This is a genomic window from Cellulosimicrobium sp. JZ28, from assembly GCF_015327065.1.
GTDB classification, from domain to species: Bacteria; Actinomycetota; Actinomycetes; order Actinomycetales; family Cellulomonadaceae; genus Cellulosimicrobium; species Cellulosimicrobium funkei.
In genome coordinates this window covers 3,413,496-3,433,614 of record NZ_CP017660.1, presented here as the reverse complement: position 1 = coordinate 3,433,614, position 20,119 = coordinate 3,413,496, and the positions used below count along the sequence as shown (strand labels likewise).

Sequence of the window (20,119 nt, the reverse complement as noted above, 5' to 3'; positions counted from 1 at the left end):
ATGGTTGAAGCGTCACATGACCACGAACAGCCCGGCGCCCACGGACGCCGCCGCCCCCACGGTGAAGATCGACATCTGGTCCGACGTCGCGTGCCCCTGGTGCTACGTCGGCAAGCGACGCCTCGAGACGGCGCTCGGCCGCCTCGCGGAGTCGGGTGACGGGCCGCAGGTCGACATCGAGTACCACTCGTTCGAGCTCGCGCCCGACACGCCCGTCGACTTCGACGGCACCGAGGTGGACTTCCTCGCCGGGCACAAGGGCATGCCGCGCGCCCAGGTCGAGCAGATGCTCGGGCAGATGACGCAGCTCGCCGCGGCCGAAGGGCTGCGCTACGACTTCGACGCGCTCCAGCACACCAAGACGCTCACGGCCCACGAGCTGCTGCACCACGCGAAGGCGCACGGCAAGCAGGTCGAGATGAAGGAGCGGCTGCTCAAGGCGTACTTCGAGGAGGGTCGTCACGTCGGCCGCGTCGAGGAGCTCGCGGACCTCGCGGCGGAGGTCGGGCTCGACCGCGCCGAGGTCGTCGCGGCGCTCGAGGACGGGCGCTGGGCCGACGACGTCCAGGCCGACATCGACCAGGCGCGCGCCTACGGGATCAACGGCGTGCCGTTCTTCGTGGTCGACGGGCGGTACGGCGTCTCGGGTGCGCAGGACCCGGCGGTGTTCGTCCAGGTGCTGCAGCAGGCGGTCGCGGAGCGTGACGCGGCCTGAGCCGCGGCGTCCCGGACCACATCGGGATGCGGCGTGGAAGCGACGCATCTCACACCCGGTGCGGTGGAACTGCGACTCGGTATCACCCAGACTGGACGCAGCCCGCACCGACGCCGGCCCACACGTGCACCGGCGCCCGTGAATCCCACGAGGAGGCCTCAGATGACGGACACGACCACGAACCTCTACCACTCGATCGCGAACCCGCGCCGCACGACGCTCATGACCGTGAGCGCCGCGGACGCCGCCGCCCCGCACCGTGAGCCCGCGCCGGGCCTCACGCTCGTGGGCGCCGACGACGCCGCGGTGTGCGTCGACGGGTCGTGCGCGCTCCCCGAGTAACCGTGAGTACCTGAGAGAGTCGCCGGAACGCCTCGTTCCGGCGGCTCTTTCCCGTACTCGGCGAGGGGCGGGGGCCGGTCAGTTGCGGCGGTGGTCCTGGATCGAGAGGCGTGGGCCGCGCCGCGGGGCCTGCGCCCGGCCGGAGACCTCGAGGAGCCGCACCACGCGGTATCGGTGCGGCGCGTACGGCGCGAGCAGCTCGAGCATGCGCTCGTCGTCGACGCGCTCGCCCACGAGCGCCCACCCCACCGCCTTCGCCAGGTGGTAGTCGCCCACGGACACGGCGTCCGGGTCGCCCAGCGCCCGCTGCGCGACCTCGGCCGCCGTCCACACGCCCACGCCGGGCACGGCCTGCAGCCGCGCGTGCGCGGCCGGAGCGCCCTGGACGTCGCGCAGGCGGTCACACTCCTCGAGGCGTCGGGCGACGCGCGCCGCCGCGACGACCGTCCGGGCGCGGCCGGGGTCGACGTTCGCGCGGTGCCAGTCCCACGTGGGGACGCGCGCCCAGGTGGCCGCGTCGGGCACGACGAGCATCCCGGCGTCGCCCGCGGGCCCCGGGGCGCGCTCGCCGTGCCGACGGAGGAGCCAGCTCCACGAGCGCCACGCCGCGACGGACTGCACGCGCTGCTCGAGGATCGCCGGCACGAGCGCCTCCAGCACGCGCCCCGTGCGCGGGATCCGCAGGCCGGGGCTGCGGCGGTGGGCGTCGCGCAGCACCGCGGGCGGGGCGAAGCCCGTGTCGTCGTCGTCCTCGCCGAGCAGGCGGGGCAGGTCGTCGAGCACCTCCGCGGCGCCCGGCCCCCACGCGTGCCCGACGACGTCGCACGGCCCGGTCTGCACCAGCCGGTACGCCGCGGGCCCGGTCTCCGCGCGGGTCGTGCGCCACACGTCGCCGGACGGCGTGCGGCGGAACGTCGGGTCGTAGGGGCCGCGCGCGAGCCGGTCGAGCGTGAGGTGCAGGTCGAGCGGCCGCCCCGACCGGAAGCGACGCGCGAGCGGCGCGCCGGGCTGCGCCGTCGCACCCGGTCGCGCCGGAGGCCCAGCCGGCGCGTGAGGGCCAGCCTGCGTCGTCGGGCCAGCCTGCGCCGTCGGCCCGGGCTGCGCGAGGTCGCCGACCGTGCGCTCGGCGGGCGCGCGGCCCGTGCTCGGCAGGACGGTCACCCGTCCATGGTCGCACCCGCCGCCGACGCCCGACCCCGACGCCCGGCCCCGCCGCCCGACCCCGCCGCCCTCGCCGCTCCTCACCGCCCGGCCGTCGAGCACGACGTTGCTGGCGGTATCAGCCCGTTCGTGACAGCAGGGTCGTGCTCGACCCTGTGCAGGGTCGTGCTCGGCGGGACGGGTCAGTCGAAGAGGGTGTCCATGTCCCACGCCGGCTCGGGTGCGGCCTGCCGGGGCGCGGGTGCACCACGGTCAGCGGCGGCCGGTGCCGGCACGCGGCCCGGTGACCGGGTCGGGTCGCCGAGCTCGGGCACGAGCGTGCCGTCGAGGTCCCCGCGGCCCGCGGCCCAGTCCTGGGCGGCGAGGCCCGCGAGCTGGTCCGCGCGCTCGTTGAACGGGTCGCCCACGTGGCCGCGCACCCAGCGGAACCGGACGGGCCCCGCGCGCTCGGCGATGACCCGGTCGATCGCCTGGACGAGCTCGAGGTTCTTCACGGGCTGGCCGCCCGCCGTCCGCCACCCCTTGCGCTTCCAGGCGACTACCCACTCGGACGCGCACTTGATCGCGTACTGCGAGTCGGACTCGATGAGCAGCGGCTCCGCGCCCGGGTGGGCGCGCACCGCCTGGAGCAGCGCGGTGAGCTCGGCGACCTGGTTGGTCCCGCTCACGGCGCCGCCGGAGTCGAACGTGCCGTCGTGGTTGATCCACGCCCACCCGATGGCTCCGCCCGGGTTGCTCAGGCACGAGCCGTCGGTGCTGACAGTGATCACAGCGCTCCTCGATCACGGACGATCCCGCCCGCCGGCTGCGGCGCGGGGAGGCGAATGCGTCGGCGCCATTGTCCCCCGCCCGGGAGGGTCGTGGTGCACGTGTCCGACGACGCCCCTCCGGGAGGCGCTCGGCCCACCCCGCGCGGGCCGTTCCGGGGCGTCCCGGGACGGCGTCCGGGAACCCCGGCGGTCCCGGTCCGACGTCGTCGCTCGGGGTCGCCTCAGGGGAGAACCGGGGGGATACCCCATGGTGCGGCGGGGCGGCGCCGTCGAGGCTGGGACGCATGGTCGCGTGGGTCGTGGAGCTGTGGGGACAGGTCGAGTCGTGGCTGCTCGCGCTCGTGGACTCGGCGTGGGCGCTCCCCGTGCTCTTCGCGACGACCGCCGGCGACGGGTTCTTCCCGCCGATCCCGGGCGAGACGGTGATCGTCATGCTCGCCGTCGCGGCCCAGTCGGGCGGCGGGGTCGCGTGGGGGATCGTGCTCGCGGTCGCCGCGCTCGGCGCCTGGTGCGGCGACCAGCTCGCCTACGCCCTGGGGCGCGCGCTCGGCACACGCGCCCTGCCCGCCCTGCGGGGCGCGCGCGGGCGGCGCGCGGTCGAGTGGGCCACGCGGTCCCTCGACCGGCGTGGCGCGTCCGTCGTGCTCGGGGCGCGGTTCGTCCCCGTCGGGCGCACGGCCGTCAACGTGACCGCCGGCGCGGTCGGGTTCTCGCGGCGCCGGTTCATGGCGTTGTCCGCCGTCGCCTCCGTGACGTGGGCGACGTACTCCGTGGTCATCGGGACGCTCGCCGCCGCGTGGGTCGGCGACAGCCCGCTGCTCGCCGTCGTGGTGGGCGTCGTCGGAGGCATCCTGCTGGGCGTCCTCGTCGACACCGTCGTCCGGCTCCGCGCGGCGCGGCGCGAGCGGGCCCTCGCCCCGGCGACCGGACCGGTCCCGGTCGCGGCAGCCGTCGCGGCGCTCGCGGTGCCGGGCGGCGCACCCGAGGAGACGGACCCCGCCCTCGTCCCGTGCCCCGGCGCCGCGAGCTAGGCCCCGCCAGACCCGCCCCGGGCGGCCGACCCGCTCCGGGAGGGCAGACCCGCCCTGACTCGCCCTGTGACGGTCGACCCGTCCCGCGACACCCGAGACGTCCCGGGAGGGCCGGGACGCACGAGGGCCCCGGTCGACGACCGGGGCCCTCCGCACGCTCTCGGGACGCGTCGGTCAGGACACGCCGAGCAGGTCGATGACGAAGATCAGCGTCTTGCCGGACAGGCGGTGCCCGCCGCCCGCCGGGCCGTACGCGAGCTCCGGCGGCACCACGAGCTTGCGGCGCCCGCCGACCTTCATGCCCGGGATGCCCTGCTGCCAGCCCGCGATGAGGCTGCGCAGCGGGAAGTTGATCGACTCGCCGCGGTTCCACGACGCGTCGAACTCCTCGCCCGTCTCGTACTCGACGCCGAGGTAGTGCACGTTCACGGTCGCGCCGGGCGTGGCCTCGGGGCCGTCGCCCACGGTGATGTCCTCGACGACGAGCTCGGTGGGCGCGGGACCCTCCGGGGCGTCGACCTCGGGACGGGACAGTCCGTTCTCTCCAGTGGTCATGCTCCGATCCAACCACGGCGACGGGCGCCCGGTCCGGCGTGCGGAGCCGACGGCGGTCCGGCGCGGGGTCGAGGTTGGGGTCGTCCGCAACCCCGGTCGGGGGCGCCCCGCACGGGCCGTTCGGCGACGCGCAACACCGCGAGCCCGAAAATCGCCATCATGGAGGCATGCCCACCACACCTGAGCCGCCCTCCGGCGTGCCCGCCGACCCCGCGCGCCCGGGCGCACCCGAGGTGCCGCCGACCCCGGTGCCGCCGACCGCCGTCGGGCACCGGCCCTCCCCGCAGGAGGTGCGGCGGTGGCGCCGCTTCCTGGCCGACGAGCGCGCCGAGGCCGCGGTGTACCGGGACCTCGCGAGCCGCCGGACGGGCGAGGAGCGGGACATCCTGCTGGCGCTCGCGGAGGCCGAGCGCCGCCACGAGCAGCACTGGCTCGACCTGCTCGGCGAGGACGCGGGACGGCCGCTGCGCGGCGACTGGCGCACCCGCACGCTCGGGTGGCTCGCGCGGCGCTTCGGCGGCGTGTTCGTGCTCGCGCTCGCCCAGCGGGCCGAGGCGCGCTCGACGTACGCGACCGACGCCGACGCGACGCCCCGGATGGCCGCCGACGAGCGGATCCACGAGGAGGTCGTGCGCGGCCTCGCGACGCGCGGGCGCAACCGTATGTCGGGGACCTTCCGCGCGGCGGTGTTCGGCGCGAACGACGGCCTCGTGTCGAACCTCGCGCTGATCCTCGGCATCGGCGCCTCGGGTGCGTCGAACAGCACGGTGCTGCTCTCGGGGCTCGCGGGACTGCTCGCGGGGGCCCTCTCGATGGGCGCGGGGGAGTACGTGTCCGTGCGCTCCCAGCGCGAGCTGCTCGACGCGTCGACGCCGAGCCCGCAGGCGTCGGCCGCGCTGCCCGACCTCGACGTGGACGCGAACGAGCTCGCGCTCGTCTACCGGGCGCGCGGCATGGCGCCCGCCGAGGCGGAGGAGCACGCGGCCGACGTCCTCGCGACGTACACCCAGCAGACCGTGATCGCGCCGCCGCCCGGCATCGACGAGCACGAGACGCACGGGACCGCGATGGGGGCGGCGGTCTCGTCGTTCCTCTTCTTCGCGTCGGGTGCGCTCATCCCGGTCGTGCCGTACCTCCTCGGGATGACGGGGTTCCTCGCGGTCGGGGTCGCGGCGCTCCTCGTCGGGATCGCGCTGCTCGCGACCGGCGCGACCGTGGGCCTCCTCTCGGGGACGTCCCCGCTCACGCGGGCCCTGCGCCAGATCGCCATCGGGTTCGGCGCAGCTGCGGCCACGTACGCGCTCGGCCTGGTGTTCGGGGCAACCGTCGGGTGAAATCCGGCGCGTCGAGTGGTGAGCGTCACACTCCCGTGCCTACCGTGACCTCGGACGGGCCCCACGGCCCGCCCCTTCGCTGCACCGACGACCCACGGGGCACACGATGGACGCGACTCACGACGCGCAGGGCAGGCGCGCACCGGCCGCCCGTCGCTGGATCGTGCGCGCGCTCGTCGCCGGTGGCGGTCTCGGTGCCGGCCTCGCGTTCGCCGTCGCGACCGCGGGCGGTGCGTCCGCCGCGGACGACCCGCTCGGGCTCGGCAGGGCCCTCTCGCCCGTGACGTCGACCGTGCAGACCGTGGTCGACCCGGTCGTCCAGGACGTGGTCAAGCCCGTCGTGCACGACGTCGTCGCCCCCGTGGTCCAGCCCGTCGCCCCGGTCGTGGAGAAGGTCGTCACCCCCGCCGCCCCGGTGGTCGAGGAGGTCGGGCGGCCCGTCGCCCCGGTGGTCGAGCAGGTCGTCCAGCCGGTCGCTCCCGTGGTCGAGCAGGTCGTGGAGCCGGTGGCGCCCGTCGTGCAGCCGGTGACCGACGCCGTCGCGCCCGTCACCACGCCGGTGCTCGACGCCGTCGTGCCGGCCGCGACGCCCGTCGTCGAGGCGGTCGCCCCCGTGGTGAACCCTGTGCTCGAGACGGTCTCGCCCGCGCTCGACCCGGTGACCCCGGTCCTGGAGGCGCTGACGCCGGTCCTCGACGTCCTGGCCCCCGTGACCGACCCGGTGCTCGGCCCGATCACGGGCCCGCTCGCTCCGCTGGACCCGGTGGCGCCGCTGCTCCCCGCGACCCCCGGCACGGACACCCCGGGCACGGACGACCCGCCGGTCGGCTTCCCGTCGACGCCGGGCGCGGTCGACCCGGGCGGCGTCGTGGCCGCGCCGTCGGCGACCGCCGTCCCCTCGCTCTTGCCCGCCGCACCGGCGGCCGCCGCAGCCAGCGCCACCATGACGGGCCGCGACGGCCCCGAGGATGTCGCCGCGAGGGACGCGCGCGCCCGGACGGCGGCGGTCGACGTCGCACCGAACGGCGCGCCGCCGGGCTCGGCGCTGCCCTCCGACGGGCCGACCGGCCCCGGGGGCGTCCCCTCCGACGGCGGCCCCGGCACCACTCCCTCGCCCTCCGGCAGCGCGCAGCGCGCCGGGGCGGGCGGCGAGCTCGCGGCGGTCGGCAGCGGTGCCGACGCCCCCGCGCTCTCCTCCTGGACCGCCGTCGTGGACGACGCCCGGTCGAAGCACCCCTCGACCTTCTTCGAGGTCCCCGTCTCTCCTGCCTGACGTGGCTCGCGTCGCGCCCCGAGCGCGGCAGACGCGACCCGGCGCCGTCGTGCGCCAGCCACTTCTGAGCAGGAAAGAGAAACGATCATGCACACCTTCGTCCGGCGCGCGCTGCGCACAGCGCTCGTCACAGGCGGCCTCGTGGTCGTCGGGGCCGGAGCGGCCCACGCAGCCGAGGGCGACCTCCTCGGCGATCTCGGACTGGACGTGTCGGTCGAGGCTCCGCTGAGCCAGGTGACCGAGGTCCTGCCCGACGTCGCGGTCGACGTGCCCGTGCACGTCCCCGTGACCGTGTCCGACGTCGCGGTGGGCGCCCTGGGCGACGCCGCCGTCACGTCCGAGCCGGCACCGGCACCCGCGCCCGCGCCCGCGCCGAAGCCCGCCCCGGCGGCTCCCGCGGACGTGGACGTCGACGTGCCGGTGACGGTCCCGGTGGACGTGTCCGGGGTCGCTGCCGGTGTCCTCGGTGACGCCGCGGTGACCCAGGCACCGGCCGAGCCGGCGCCCGCGCCGGAGCCTGCTCCTGCGCCGGAGCCTGCTCCCGCCACGGGGGCGGACCCGGCGGACGTCGACCTCGACGTGCCGGTGACGGTCCCGGTGGACGTGTCGGGCATCGCTGCGGGCGTCCTGGGGGACGCCACGGTGGCCCCGGCTCCGGCGGCGCAGCCGTCGGCTCCGGCGACCGGTGGTGGGGCCGAGGGCTCGACCGGCGAGGAGGCGTCCGGGGTGGACGTCGACGTGCCGGTGACGGTCCCGGTGAACGTGTCGGGGGTCGCTGCCGGTGTCCTGGGTGACGCGGAGGTGACGCCGGCTCCGGCGCAGCCGTCGGCTCCCGCGGCCGGTGGTGGCGCCGACGGCTCGACCGGCGAGGAGGCGTCCGGCGTGGACCTCGACGTGCCGGTGACCATCCCGGTGGACGTGTCGGGTGTCGCCGTCGGTGTGGGCGGTGACGCCACGGTCGGCGGCGGGACGGCCGGCGAGGGTTCGGGCGACGGGACCGGCTCGACCGGCACCGACGGCTCGGGCCTGCTCGACGGCGTCCTCGGCGAGGACGGCCTCGTCGACGACCTGCTGGGCGACGGCCTCCTCGGGGGCGGTCTGCTCGGTGAGGGCGACGGCCTGCTGGACGGCGTGCTCGGCGAGGACGGCCTCGTGGACGACCTGCTCGGCGGCTCGTCGGGTGACGGTCTGCTCGACGGCGTGCTGGGCGAGGACGGGCTGCTGGGCGACGGCGGCGTGCTGGACGGCGTGCTCGGTGAGGACGGCGTCCTCGGGGCGCTGCCCGACCTGGACGTCGACCTGCCGGTGACCGTGCCCGTCACGGTCTGCGGCGTGGGTGTGGGCCTCCTGGGCGACGCCTCGGCGGGGTGCCCGACGTCCGCCGTCGTGCCGACGGACCCGACCGACCCCACGGACCCGACCGACCCGACGGACCCGACGGACCCGACGGACCCGACGGGTCCGGTGGACCCGGGGACGACCGGCGGCACGGTGACCCCGGTGCTCAACCCGGTGAGCACGGGGACGGGCACCTCGGCCGGTGCCGCGACCGGTGCGGTGACCGCCGCGTCCGGTGCCGTCACGGCGTCGGGCCCGACCGCCCTCGCCACGACGGGCGCGGGCGGTGACCTCGGTCTGCTCGTGATGGCCGGGCTGCTGACGCTGCTCGGTCTGTCGCTCCAGCGCTTCCGCCGGAAGTCCTGGGTCGCGGACCCGGACGCCTACACCCCGGTCTTCACCGACCGGAGCTGACGTCCGGAGACGGCAGGACCGCCCGGGCCGTGCGCCCGGGCGGTCCTCGCCGTGCTGCGGAGACGCCGGCTGCTAGACGACGAGCCCCAGGAGCAGGACGACGACGAGCGCCACGACGGACAGGACGCACTCCATGAGGGACCACGTCTTGAACGTCTGCCCGACCGTCATGCCGAAGTACTCCTTGACGAGCCAGAAGCCGGCGTCGTTGACGTGGGAGAGGAACACCGATCCGGCCCCGATGGAGAGCACCAGCAGCGCCGCGTGCGTCGGGGGGAGGTCGGCCGCGATCGGCGCCATGATGCCCGCGGCGGTGATGGTCGCGACGGTCGCGGAGCCGGTGGCGACGCGGATGAGGACGGCGACGATCCAGCCCGCGAGCAGGGGCGTGATGTTCGCGTCCGAGATGCCCTTCGCGACGACGTCGCCGACGCCCGAGTCGACGAGCGTCTGCTTGAAGCCGCCGCCGGCGCCGACGATGAGGAGGATGCCGGCGATCGGCGCGAACGACGAGTCGACGAGCTTGCTCACCTGGTCGCGGGTGCGGCCGAGCGCGGAGCCCAGCACGACGAGCGAGGTGAGCGCGGTGATGAGCAGCGCGACGAGCGGCGTGCCGATGAACTCGAAGACGCGGCCCCAGCCGGTGTCGATCGAGCCGGTGACCTCGACGAGGGTCCGGGCCAGCATGAGGATCACCGGCAGCAGGACGACGCCGACGGACACCGCGAAGCTCGGGCGCGGGGCGTCCTCGTCGCGCTCGGTGATGCCGAGCACGGACGTGGGCGGCGGGAGCGGGACCCAGCGGGCGAGGGGCTTGGCGAGCAGGGGCCCGGAGACGATGACGGTGGGGATCGCGACGAGCAGGCCGAGGCCGAGCGTGAGGCCGAGGTCGGCTCCGAGCGCGTCGATCGCGAGCAGCGGGCCGGGGTGCGGCGGTACGAGCCCGTGCAGCGCGGACAGCCCGGCGAGCGCCGGGATGCCGACGAGGATCGGGTTGGTGCGCACGCGCTTCGCGACGAGCATGACGACGGGCACGAGGAGGACGACGCCGACCTCGAAGAACAGCGGGATGCCGATGACGAAGGCGATGAGCGCCATGGCCCACGGCAGGCGCTGCGTCGAGGTCTTGCCGAGGATCGTGTCGACGATCTGGTCGGCGCCCCCGGAGTCGATGAGCAGCTTGCCGATGATCGCGCCGAGCGCGATGAGCACGCCGACCCCGGCGACCGTCGAGCCGAGCCCGGCCGAGAAGCTGGTGAACGCGTCGACGAAGTCGATGCCCGCGACGACCGCGAGCACGGCCGAGCCGATCATCAGCGCGAGGAACGGGTGCAGCTTGAGCCACACGATGAGCACGACGATCGTCGCGATGCCGACGACGGCCGCCAGGATCAGCTGGGTGGTGCCTGCGTCGGTGGCGGGGGTGTCCTCCGCGGCCCGCGCGACGGTCGCGAGGGCGGGGGCGTGCTGGGCGAGGGCGGCGATCACGGGCGCGCCTCCGTCCCGTGCGCGGGTGCGGCGCAGTCGGCGCGGCGCTCCAGGACGAGGTCCGCGATCTCGTCGGGCGCGAGGGTCACGTCGACGGTGAAGCCGGGCTCGTCGTCGGCCAGGGGCTCGAGCGTGGCGAGCTGCGACGGCAGGAGCGACGTGGGCATGAAGTGCCCGCTGCGGTGCTGCATGCGCTCGGCGAGGAGCTCTGGGGTGCCGTCGAGGTGCACGAAGCACACCTCGCCCCGGGCCGTGCGCAGCAGGTCTCGGTAGGTGCGCTTGAGCGCGGAGCACGTGACGACGCCGGACCGGCCGGCCTCTGCCTCGCTGCTCAGCCAGTCGCGGATCGCCTCGAGCCAGGGCCACCGGTCGTCGTCGGTGAGCGGCGTCCCGGCGCTCATCTTGTCGATGTTGGCCTGCGGGTGGAAGCGGTCGGCCTCCGCGTACTCGGTGCCGAGGCGCTGCGCGAGCAGCGTCGCGACGGTGGTCTTGCCCGAGCCGGCGACGCCCATGACGACGAGGTGCTGGGGCAGGGGGTGGTGCCCGGTGTCGTCGGGCCGGTCGGTGGAGCTGACGTCGGTGTCCATGTGTCGACTTCCGTGTCGGGTAGGGGCGTCCGGTCGGGTCGGGGCGCGGCGGCCCCGGCCGTCCCGGTGGCGACCGTCGTGGTCGTCCTCGGCCTCCACTGTGGGGTATTGGTAGCACCTTTGGCAAGTGATTGATAGCACCATTGGCCGCCACTAGGCTGCGAGACATGGCGACGACGGTCCTGCACACCACCGTGCTCGACTCGCTCGGACGTCGCATCACCAGCGGCGACGTCCCCGCGGGAACGCCGCTGACCCTGGAGTCGATCGGCTCCGAGTTCGGGGTGTCGCGCACCGTCGCGCGCGAGGTCATGCGGCTCCTCGAAGGGCTCGGGCTCGTGCGGTCGAGGCGCCGCGTGGGGATCGTCGTGCTCGGCATCGAGGACTGGAACGTGCTCGACCCGCGCGTCATCCGCTGGCGGCTCGAGGGCCCCGGCCGCGACCCGCAGCTCCGCACGCTCACCGAGCTGCGGCACGCCGTCGAGCCGCTCGCCGCCGCCGGGGCCGCGCTCCACGCCACGCCCGCCGAGCGCGCCGAGCTCGTCGCCGCCGCCGGTCGCATGCGCCTGCTCGGGGAGGCGGGCGACCTCGAGGAGTTCCTCGCGCTCGACGTCCGGTTCCACGAGATCCTGCTCCGCGCGAGCGGCAACGAGATGTTCGGCGCGCTCGCGGGGGTCGTCGCAGCCGTGCTCAGCGGCCGGACGCACCTGGGCCTCATGCCCGCCTCGCCCGTCCCCGAGGCCCTCGACCAGCACGAGGCCGTCGCGCGCGCGGTCGCGGACGGCGACCCGGAGGCCGCCGAGGCCGCGATGGCCGCGATCGTCGGCGAGGTGCGCACCGCGCTCGACGGCGTCCCGCCCGCCCCCGCCTGAGCGGCACGCCCCGGCCCCGCCTGAGCGGCACGCCCCGGTCCCGTCGGGGGCTGGCGGGTCCCGCGGGCTCAGCGCGCGTGCACGCGGACCTCGGCCGCCTTGACGACGAACCAGACGCGCTCGCCCGGCACCAGACCGAGCTCGGCGACCGCGCGCGGCGTGAGGTCCGCGGCGAGGCGCGGCGCGTCGTGCCCGACGGCGGTCGTCGCCCCCGCGGTCGGGTCGCCCGGGTCGTCGTCCAGCGCGCGTCCCCACACGCGCAGGAGCGGCCCGTGCGGCTCGACGCTCGTCACGACGACCCGGTACGCGTTGCGCGGGCTGCCCTCGGGGGTCGTGCGGTGCACGGCGACCGCGCGCGGCTCGAACACCGCGACGGCGCCGTCCCCGACCACGAGAGGCTCGCCCGCCGTCCCGCGCACGCGGACCTCCGCGCCGTCGACGGTGACGGTCACCTCGCGCGCGATGGTCTCCGCGCCCGGGGCGTCCGCCGCGACCTCGACCAGGTCCGTCCCGTCCGCGGTCGCGCCCGCCGCCCCCGGCGCACCACCGCCCGCCGTCCGCGCCGGCTCCGGGACGGCGACGTGCGCGACGCTCCCCGCGAGCAGGTTGACGCCCGCGAGACGGGCGGCGAACCGGGACCGCGGGCGCGTGAGCACCGCGTCCACCGGGCCGTCCTCGACGACGCGGCCGCCCTCCAGCACGACGACGCGGTCCGCGAGGAGCAGCACGTCGAGCAGGTCGTGGGTCACGAGCAGGGTCGTGCGCGGGTGCTCGCGCTGCGCGTGGTGCAGCACGGTCCGGACGTGCTGCGCGACGCCGACGTCGAGCGACGCGAGCGGCTCGTCCAGCAGGAGCACGCGCGGGTCGGTCACGAGCGCCCGGGCGATCGCGACGCGCTGCGCCTGCCCGCCCGAGAGGTCGGTCGAGCGGCGCCGCGCGAGGTCCGCCGCGCCGACGCGCGCCAGCGCGTCCCGGGCCTCCTCGCGGGCACGAGCGCGGGGCACGCCCCGGGACCGGAGGCCGAACGCGACGTCGTCCTCGACCGACAGGTGCTCGAACAGCAGCGGGCGCTGGCTCAGCCACGCGAGGTGACGACGGCGCGGCGGGAGGCGCGAGACGTCGTCGTGCCCGACGGTGACGCGCGCGCCCGGGGCCTCGCCGGGCGTGAGCAGGCCCGCGACGACCTGCACGAGCGTGGACTTGCCCGCGCCGTTCTCGCCGAGCACCGCCACGACCTCGCCCGGCGCGACGGTGAGGTCCACGTCGAGCCCGCGCTCCGGCACGACGGCGCGCACGGTCAGCGCGGCGGGCGGCGTCCCGGTGCGCGACGTCGGAGCCCCGGCGGGTGCCGCGGCCCGGTCGACCGGCGGGCCGGCCTGCGGGGCAGGGGAGACGACGGCGCGGGGGCGCGGGCCGCCGTCGGGCAGGGATCCCCGGACGCCTCGCCGCGGGCGCGGGCCACCGAGCGCGCGCGGCCCGTGGACGACCGCGGTGATGAGGACCGCGACCACGACGAGCACGAACGACAGCGCGACGGCGCTGTCCGGGTCCGCGCTGCGCTGGAGATAGATCTCGAGCGGCAGGGTCTGCGTGACGCCCTGGAGCGCGCCTGCGAACGTCAGGGTCGCTCCGAACTCGCCGAGGGCGCGCGCGAACGCGAGCACGGCGCCGGACAGCAGCCCCGGCAGGACGCGGGGGAGCGTGACCCGCCGCAGGACGGTCGTGGGCCGCGCGCCGAGCGTCGCGGCGACGTCCTCGAGGCGCGTGTCCTGGCTGCGCAGCGCGCCCTCCAGGCTGAGCACGAGGAACGGCAGGGCGACGAAGGTCTGCGCCAGCACGACGGCCGTCGTCGTGAACGCGACCTCGATCCCCAGCACCTCGAGGTGCCGGCCGACCAGGCCCCGGCGCCCGAACGTGTGCAGCAGCGCGATGCCACCGACGACGGGCGGCAGCACGAGCGGCAGGAGCACGAGGGCGCGTGCGACGCGCTGCCCGGGGAACGTGGTGCGCGCCAGGACGAGCGCCATGGGCGCGCCGAGCACCACGCAGCACGCCGTCGCGGCGAGCGCCGTGCGCAGCGACAGGCCGAGCGCGTCGAGAGCCGCCGGGGAGGTCACGAGCGCCCAGAAGCCGCCGGTCCCGTCCGGCCCCGGCGCCAGCTCCACGCGCCCGACCATCGCCGCCACGGGCACGACGACGAACAACGCGCCCAGCAGCGCGGGGACGAGGACCCAGCGGGGCAGGCCGCGCATCAGGACCCGCCGGGGCGCGCGGAGGTCACGGCGCGGAGGCGTCGGGCGCGCCGAAGCCCGCGGCGGCGAGCGCGGCCTGTCCGGCGTCGCCGGTCACGAGGTCGACCCACGCCTGCGCGAGCGCGACCTGCTCCGGGCCGGCGTCCTCGGCCGCCGCGACGAGCACGATCGGGTAGACGTTGAGCGCGGCGCTCGTCTCGGGTACGTCCACGACCTCGACGTCGTCGCCCGCGAGCGTCGCGTCGGTGACGTAGACGAGCCCCGCGTCGGCCTCGCCCGACGTCACCTTGCCGAGCACGTCGGTGACGCTGCCCTCCTCGCTCACACGGTGGAGCGTTACGCCCGCGGCCTCGGCGACGGTGTCGGTCGCGCTGCCGCACGGCACCTGCGGTGCGCACACGACGACCTTGACGTCGTCGCGCTCGAGGTCGGCGAAGGTCTCGACGCCCGCGGGGTTCCCTGGCGGCGTGACGATCGTCAGCGTGTTCGTCGCGAACGCGACGGGGTCGGCCGCGTCCCCGGCGTCGACGACGCGCGTCATGGAGCGCTCGTCCGCGGACGCGAAGACGTCGGCCGGCGCGCCGGCGAGGATCTGGTCGCCCAGGTCGGACGACCCGGCGAACGACAGCGCGACGGCCACGCCGTCGTGGTCGTCCTCGAAGTCCGCCGCGAGGTCGGTGAACACGTCGCGCAGCGAGGCCGCGGCGAGCACGGTGAGGGTGCGGTCCTCGGTCGTCGTGCGCGCGGGGTCGGGGGTAGCGCCGTCGTCGGTCCCCGCGCCCGTGGCGCACGCGGCGAGGCCGGCGACCAGGACCGCCGCCGCGAGCGCCGCGAGAGGGCCCCGGGCGCGGCGGCGGGTCGTCGTGCGGGCGGCCGCGCTCACGCGGCTCCTCCGGGGGTCTCGACGATGACGGTCGTCGCCTTGACCACCGCGACGGCGAGGCTGCCGGGCTCGAGCCGCAGCTCGCGCACGGCCTCCGTGCTCATGAGCGACACGACCCGCTGGCCGCCGCAGAGCATCTCGACCTGGGACATGACGGTGTCGCTCACGACGTCCGTCACGATCCCCACGAACCGGTTGCGCGCCGAGCGGGCGACACCCGACGGGTCGGGCGTCGGGTGCGACTGCGCGACGGCGAACCGCGCGAGCTCCGCGCCGTCGACGACCTTGCGCCCGGCGTCGTCGGCGCTCGCGGCGAGGTCTCCGGCGTCGACCCAGCGGCGGACGGTGTCGTCGCTGACCCCGAGCAGGCTCGCGGCCTCGCGGATCCGAAAGTGCGGCATGAGAGCGACTCTAGACCCGCATCTGCGGAGTGTCCTCCGACGGAGGGTGTGCTGGGCTTCGCGGTCCGGCTGGGGAGGTGCAGTCTTCCCGCTTCCCGGTGGACGCCCCTGGCGTGGGGCTAGGCGACGTGCAGCTGGCACTCGGGGCACACGAGCACGGCCGAGGCAGCTTCGTCGCGAGTGATCGGGCAACGATGGGGGCACAGGATGCTCACTCGGTGCGGGACGCGGGAGCCGGGGATCGAGCCCCAGGCGATGATGTGCAGGACGCGGGCGCGTGCTTGGCCACCGCAGCCCGGACAGTCCACGGCGATCCACTTCTCGATGACGCTCATGGCGGCTCACGCTCTCGGCGTAGTCTCTGCGCCCCTGACGGTTGCGGTACGCCGTCGTGGCCCGGGAGGTCCTCCGGAAGCGGGCTGCTTCACGACCGGCGTTCCCCGCGACACGTGGTCGCGTCTCTCACGATGCGCCCTCCGTGGCCAGCTCGCCACACCGGGGGCCGGAGCAGACGGGCGAGTCGTCAGGTGCGCCAGGTGGGGTCGAAGTCCGGGTGCTGGGCGTAGGGCGTGGCGAGGGCTCGCAGGATGCGGTCACCGACGAAGGCGACGCCGCTCTGGGCGCGCTCGTCGGTGTCACGCTCGAGGTCGGCAGTCATGTCGTACCCGGTGGCCTCGTAGGCGAGGGTGATGATGCGTCGTTTCATCGCGCACTCGGTCAGGAGCCGTGAGCGTGACCACGGCGCTGGAGGTCCCGGCTCGTCATCGAGGGTCGCGCACGCTGCCTCGTCCTCGTCGATCCGAGCGAGGAGGAACTCCGTCAAGGCCATCTGCTCATCCTCTCACCGACGGCTGGGCAGGCTTTCGTGGACACAGCGAGCAACCCGTCCAGGTGTAGTGTCGAAGTGTGGTTGATCGCCGGATCGGCCCACGCGACGCCGATCGAGAAGGCTCTCGGACGCCGGGCGAGATGGACGCCCCGGACGAGGACACCTCGGGCGCGCGATGGGACGACGACGGGGGTTATGAACCCGACCTGGAGGACGCACCGATCTCCTTGAGTGGGGCGCCTGACGCCTCCCCGACTGCCGCGACGGCAGCGGATGCGAGCCGGCCCGCCGGTTCCGAGCATCGGACGTCACCATGAGCACCACCACCCCTAATGCCACGTCCTTCGGCCGGGTGCAGGACACCGCACTGCAGCTGCGGGGCGTCCTGGACACTGCGCTGCCGCGCGAGCTCGGCACCGACGCGGAGCCTCCCCTCTACACCGTGACCGCCGTCTTCTCCCGCCGCGTGTCGGGTCCGGAGCAAGCGTTGCTCGAGCTGCCCGCCGTCACGACGTTGCTCGCCGATCATGGCTATGCGGGGGTCAGGCTACGGGTGGAGGACCGGCGCCTGCTCATCGAGAACACGAACCTCGCCATGCTCTCCGGCGGGCTCGCCCACGAGATCGCGACGGTGATCCGGGACACCCAGGAGGCGATCGCGACAGAACGGACCAGGCGGGCGGACGAGCTCGAGGCCTGGCGCGCGGCCGAGGCGGTGCGTGCCGCGAGCGTGAAGGCCGAGGCCGACCGTGTCCGCTTCGAGTGAGGCGCCGCCGCCCCAGGTCCTGACGGTCCGCGCGCTGCCTGCGGCGCGGGCGACGGCTCGGGACTACTCGGTGCTGGCGAAGATCGTGCGCGAGTCCGGGCTGCTGCGTCGGCGGTACGGCTACTACTGGACCCGGCTCGTCCTGACGGTCGCAGCGTTCGGTGCCGTCTGGGCCGGGATCGTCCTCATGGGTGACTCCTGGTGGCAGCTCCTGCTGGCCGTGGTGCTCGCCCTCGTTCTCGCCCAGCTCGCGTTCCTGGGTCACGACAGCTCCCACCGGCAGGTGTTCCGGTCGCGGGCCTGGAACGACTGGACCGCTCGCATCCTCGCGAACGCGCTCGTCGGGCTCAGCCACGCCTGGTGGACGATGAAGCACGACGCGCACCACGCGGCCCCGAACCAGGAGGGCCATGACCCGGACATCTCACCGGGCGTGATCGCGTTCACGCCCGCCGTCATCGCGAGCCGGCACGGCTGGCGAGGGTGGCTGGCACGTCGGCAGGGCTGGTACTTCTTTCCCCTGCTCGCCCTGGAGGGCCTCAACCTGCACGTCGCGAGCGTGCGCCGGGTGCTCGGCCGTCGGCCCGTGCCGCACCGTGGCGTGGAGGTCCCGGTCCTGCTCCTACGGCTCGCGCTCTACCTGGTGGCGCTGGGCCTGCTGCTCCCCCCGACCGTCGCGGGGGCGTTCCTGGCCGTGCAGCTCGCGGTGTTCGGCGTCCTGCTCGGGGGCGCGTTCGCCCCGAACCACAAGGGCATGCCGATCGTCCCGGCGACCGCGGACGTCGACTTCCTGCGCCGCCAGGTCCTCATGTCCCGCAACATCCGCGGCGGCCCGGTCGTCGACTTCTTCATGGGCGGTCTCAACCGCCAGGTGGAGCACCACCTGTTCCCGAGCATGCCGCGCCCGAACCTCAAGCGTGTCCAGCCCCTCGTGCGCGAGTACTGCTCCCAGCTCGGCGTGACCTACACCGAGGTCGGGTTCTTCACCTCTTACCGGATCGTCGTCCAGTACCTCAACGACGTCCCCAGACGCGCCCGCGAACCGTTCTCCTGCCCCCTGGCAGCCAGCCTCGGCCGCTAGGAACACCTGGCCCGCGCGTACAGCCGCTCCCAGGTTCGTTCCCAGGTTGAGGGCGTAGGGTCGGGCTATCCGCGGCGAACGTGCCCCATATGAGGTGCGCGGGCCCGGAACCGCAAGGAGGCCACCATGGCCACCACCCCGCTCAGCTCCGCGACGAACGGACAGCCCACCGCCGCCGTGTCAGGCAGCCATCCCGACTCAGGCGTGTCCCGCACGTCGGGCAACCCGACAAGAACTCCCCGAACCCGCACCGGAGCCACCTGGGTCGGCCTGTGCGTCGCCGCCCTCGTCCTGGTCGCACTCATCGTGTTCATGCTCCAGAACACCCAGCTCGTGATCGTCTCGTTCCTCGGCTGGCAAGGTTCCGTCCCGCTCGCCCTGGCCCTGCTCATCGCAGGCATCGGCGTCGGGATCGTCGCCCTCGTCGTCGGTACCCTGCGCATCCACCAGCTCCGCCGACGCCTCGCACGCCAGGTCTAGCACCGCGGCGCACGATGACCGACGACCGAGAGACCTCGATCCACCGACCCGCCGACCTCGTGGGCGAGATCGACGCCTCCCAGCGCGAGATGGAAGACGTCATCTCGGTCGTCGACCAGGGGGCGCCCGTCGAGCTCGTCCTCTACGTCGCCGCACGCGCGCGCCTCGACACGGCCGTCGCCGCATGGAACCAGCGTGTGGGAGCCATCCAGCCACCACCTCGGTGACCGCGAGCCTGACGCACCGCCTGGTGCTCGAGCTCCAGGTGGAGCACGTCGGTCGCGAAGACGTCAACCGGGGGAGCGCGCCCGACCGTCGGTCCTCGCAGCGCTGGGCGGTGCAGCGTGGGTGAGACCGCCGTCGTTCCTCGCGGTATCGAGCAAGCGGGTCGTCGGGCGAAGCGCGATCACGGGACGTGCCGTCGTCAGGACTGACGGCTGGGCGACGCTGGTCGGGCGTGGCATGGTCGATCGGCTACGCGGAGGGTCGCGTGGTGCTCCACACGAAGAGGTCCGACGCTCCTGCGAGCTCGAGCACGTCTCGGGCGTAGTCGCTGCAGCCCAGGATGATCGGCCGCAGAGGTGCGCTGGCGGCAAGCAGGAGGAGGCTGACACCGGCGGAGTCCAGGAACGTGACGCGCGAGGCATCGATGTGCAGCGCCCCATGGGCCGGGCTCGGGCGAGGTTGCGCGGACTCGACGACGGCGTAGTCGATCTCGCCCCACAGCTCCCACGAGTCGGGGCTGGATCGCAGGCCTCCGTGCAACGGGACGGGAGGATACGTGGCCGGGTCGCTCTCGTGAGCCATGCGGGTGCCTTTTTCCGTTGAGGCCGGCCGACGCGGGAACACTGTCGGCTCCCAACCTCTCACACTCGCCGCTCCGGCGGTGGTCGGCACCAGGCTCGGCAGCCGTCGTCCGCGCCGCCGCCTCTCCCGCTCCGGTGCCGCCCACGGCGCCCCGACCCGGACGCGCAGAACGGGTTCGTGGTGGTTGGCGAGCCGTCTGCGATCAGGCGCCACGCGTCGTCTCCTGCGTCGGGTGTGGCACGCTCGGCGCGTGAGCGAGACGACCACCTGGGACGACGTCCGCGTCGTCGTGGAGGACCCGACGACCGTGGACGTGCTGGCGCTGCTCCAGGAGCACCTGGACGACATGCACGCGACGTCGCCGCCGGAGAGCGTGCACGCGCTCGACGTCGAGCGCCTGCGCGCGCCGGACATCACGTTCGTCACCGCGCGGTCGGCGGACGGCGCGCTCCTCGGGTGCGGCGCGCTGAAGCAGCACGACGCGATGTCGGGCGAGCTCAAGTCGATGCGCACGACGGCGGCCGCCCGGGGCCGGGGCGTCGCCGCCACGGTTCTCGCGCACCTGCTCGACGTCGCGCGCGACCGCGGCCTGGACCGTGTGAGCCTGGAGACGGGCACCGAGGACTACTTCGCGGCGGCGCGGCGGCTGTACGCGCGCCACGGGTTCGTGCCGTGCGCGCCGTTCGCCGACTACACCGACGACCCCCACAGCGCGTACCTGACGCTCGCCCTCTGAGGCG

Annotated in this window: 22 protein-coding genes; 12 read left to right on the top strand and 10 right to left on the bottom strand. The window is 75.1% G+C overall.

The window, feature by feature from the left end:
• Positions 1-16: 16 nt before the first annotated feature.
• On the top strand, positions 17-715 hold the full coding sequence (locus tag BJP59_RS15405; RefSeq protein WP_021483014.1) for a DsbA family oxidoreductase: 699 nt from the start codon (positions 17-19) through the stop codon (positions 713-715).
• 162 nt (positions 716-877) lie between these two features.
• Complete coding sequence (locus tag BJP59_RS15400; RefSeq protein WP_021483013.1) at positions 878-1,057, top strand: hypothetical protein; 180 nt, start codon at positions 878-880, stop codon at positions 1,055-1,057.
• Positions 1,058-1,135: 78 nt separating this feature from the next.
• Here BJP59_RS15400 and BJP59_RS15395 read toward each other — a convergent pair whose 3' ends face one another.
• Complete coding sequence (locus BJP59_RS15395) at positions 1,136-2,218, bottom strand: DNA-3-methyladenine glycosylase 2 family protein (protein ID WP_228485101.1); 1,083 nt, start codon at positions 2,216-2,218, stop codon at positions 1,136-1,138.
• A gap of 182 nt (positions 2,219-2,400) precedes the next feature.
• On the bottom strand, positions 2,401-2,988 hold the full coding sequence (locus BJP59_RS15390; RefSeq protein WP_076404413.1) for a ribonuclease H family protein: 588 nt from the start codon (positions 2,986-2,988) through the stop codon (positions 2,401-2,403).
• Between the two features lie 284 nt (positions 2,989-3,272).
• On the opposite strand from BJP59_RS15390, the gene BJP59_RS15385 reads away from it, so the two are divergent.
• Positions 3,273-4,019, top strand: a complete 747-nt coding sequence (locus BJP59_RS15385) for a DedA family protein (protein WP_194521348.1) — start codon at positions 3,273-3,275, stop codon at positions 4,017-4,019.
• A 174-nt stretch (positions 4,020-4,193) separates the two neighbouring features.
• On the opposite strand, the gene BJP59_RS15380 is transcribed toward BJP59_RS15385, so the two are convergent.
• Positions 4,194-4,574 carry an FKBP-type peptidyl-prolyl cis-trans isomerase gene (locus BJP59_RS15380; protein WP_043659735.1) on the bottom strand — a complete coding sequence of 127 codons (381 nt, stop codon included), beginning with the start codon at positions 4,572-4,574 and terminating at the stop codon, positions 4,194-4,196.
• Positions 4,575-4,741: 167 nt separating this feature from the next.
• Here BJP59_RS15380 and BJP59_RS15375 point away from each other — a divergent pair, with 167 nt between their 5' ends.
• From BJP59_RS15375 to BJP59_RS15365, 3 genes are all read left to right on the top strand, one after another.
• The gene (locus tag BJP59_RS15375; protein ID WP_163188763.1) at positions 4,742-5,908 is read left to right on the top strand and encodes a VIT1/CCC1 transporter family protein; all 1,167 of its coding nucleotides are present in this window, start codon (positions 4,742-4,744) and stop codon (positions 5,906-5,908) included.
• A gap of 106 nt (positions 5,909-6,014) precedes the next feature.
• Positions 6,015-7,181: a hypothetical protein gene (locus BJP59_RS15370; protein WP_194521347.1), complete on the top strand. Its 1,167-nt coding sequence runs from the start codon at positions 6,015-6,017 to the stop codon at positions 7,179-7,181.
• Positions 7,182-7,268: 87 nt separating this feature from the next.
• Positions 7,269-8,933, top strand: a complete 1,665-nt coding sequence (locus tag BJP59_RS15365; RefSeq protein ID WP_194521346.1) for a hypothetical protein — start codon at positions 7,269-7,271, stop codon at positions 8,931-8,933.
• Between the two features lie 72 nt (positions 8,934-9,005).
• Here BJP59_RS15365 and BJP59_RS15360 read toward each other — a convergent pair whose 3' ends face one another.
• Both BJP59_RS15360 and BJP59_RS15355 read right to left on the bottom strand, forming a co-directional pair.
• The gene (locus BJP59_RS15360) at positions 9,006-10,421 is read right to left on the bottom strand and encodes a GntT/GntP/DsdX family permease (protein ID WP_228485100.1); all 1,416 of its coding nucleotides are present in this window, start codon (positions 10,419-10,421) and stop codon (positions 9,006-9,008) included.
• On the bottom strand, positions 10,418-11,008 hold the full coding sequence (locus BJP59_RS15355) for a gluconokinase (RefSeq protein ID WP_228485099.1): 591 nt from the start codon (positions 11,006-11,008) through the stop codon (positions 10,418-10,420). The genes BJP59_RS15360 and BJP59_RS15355 overlap by 4 nt, the downstream gene beginning before the upstream one ends.
• Positions 11,009-11,175: 167 nt before the next feature.
• On the opposite strand from BJP59_RS15355, the gene BJP59_RS15350 reads away from it, so the two are divergent.
• Positions 11,176-11,880, top strand: coding sequence for a FadR/GntR family transcriptional regulator (locus BJP59_RS15350; protein WP_128957716.1), 705 nt, complete (start codon positions 11,176-11,178; stop codon positions 11,878-11,880).
• A 68-nt stretch (positions 11,881-11,948) separates the two neighbouring features.
• On the opposite strand, the gene BJP59_RS20365 is transcribed toward BJP59_RS15350, so the two are convergent.
• The 4 genes from BJP59_RS20365 to BJP59_RS19895 form a co-directional block, all read right to left on the bottom strand.
• Positions 11,949-14,132 (bottom strand): ABC transporter permease, encoded by a 2,184-nt coding sequence (locus BJP59_RS20365; protein WP_194521345.1) that lies wholly within the window; start codon positions 14,130-14,132, stop codon positions 11,949-11,951.
• 25 nt (positions 14,133-14,157) lie between these two features.
• Entirely contained in the window at positions 14,158-15,015 is an 858-nt protein-coding gene (gene modA, locus BJP59_RS15340) for a molybdate ABC transporter substrate-binding protein (protein ID WP_228485098.1), read from the bottom strand.
• On the bottom strand, positions 15,012-15,416 hold the full coding sequence (locus BJP59_RS15335) for a TOBE domain-containing protein (RefSeq protein ID WP_074803402.1): 405 nt from the start codon (positions 15,414-15,416) through the stop codon (positions 15,012-15,014). The genes modA and BJP59_RS15335 overlap by 4 nt, the downstream gene beginning before the upstream one ends.
• A gap of 523 nt (positions 15,417-15,939) precedes the next feature.
• Positions 15,940-16,245, bottom strand: coding sequence for a DUF6221 family protein (locus tag BJP59_RS19895; RefSeq protein WP_108046999.1), 306 nt, complete (start codon positions 16,243-16,245; stop codon positions 15,940-15,942).
• Positions 16,246-16,558: 313 nt separating this feature from the next.
• Between BJP59_RS19895 and BJP59_RS15325 the strand changes: the two genes are divergently transcribed.
• The 4 genes from BJP59_RS15325 to BJP59_RS15310 all read left to right on the top strand — a co-directional run bounded on the left by BJP59_RS15325 (position 16,559) and on the right by BJP59_RS15310 (position 18,799).
• A complete protein-coding gene (locus BJP59_RS15325) occupies positions 16,559-17,011 on the top strand; it encodes a hypothetical protein (protein WP_194521344.1) in 453 nt (150 codons plus the stop codon).
• Positions 16,995-18,092: a fatty acid desaturase family protein gene (locus tag BJP59_RS15320; RefSeq protein ID WP_228485097.1), complete on the top strand. Its 1,098-nt coding sequence runs from the start codon at positions 16,995-16,997 to the stop codon at positions 18,090-18,092. The genes BJP59_RS15325 and BJP59_RS15320 overlap by 17 nt, the downstream gene beginning before the upstream one ends.
• Positions 18,093-18,218: 126 nt before the next feature.
• On the top strand, positions 18,219-18,572 hold the full coding sequence (locus tag BJP59_RS15315; protein WP_194521343.1) for a LapA family protein: 354 nt from the start codon (positions 18,219-18,221) through the stop codon (positions 18,570-18,572).
• A gap of 14 nt (positions 18,573-18,586) precedes the next feature.
• On the top strand, positions 18,587-18,799 hold the full coding sequence (locus tag BJP59_RS15310) for a hypothetical protein (RefSeq protein ID WP_114553883.1): 213 nt from the start codon (positions 18,587-18,589) through the stop codon (positions 18,797-18,799).
• A 247-nt stretch (positions 18,800-19,046) separates the two neighbouring features.
• On the opposite strand, the gene BJP59_RS15305 is transcribed toward BJP59_RS15310, so the two are convergent.
• A complete protein-coding gene (locus tag BJP59_RS15305) occupies positions 19,047-19,379 on the bottom strand; it encodes a hypothetical protein (RefSeq protein ID WP_043652484.1) in 333 nt (110 codons plus the stop codon).
• Positions 19,380-19,629: 250 nt separating this feature from the next.
• Here BJP59_RS15305 and BJP59_RS15300 point away from each other — a divergent pair, with 250 nt between their 5' ends.
• Positions 19,630-20,115: a GNAT family N-acetyltransferase gene (locus BJP59_RS15300; protein ID WP_228485096.1), complete on the top strand. Its 486-nt coding sequence runs from the start codon at positions 19,630-19,632 to the stop codon at positions 20,113-20,115.
• The last annotated feature ends 4 nt before the right edge of the window (positions 20,116-20,119 follow it).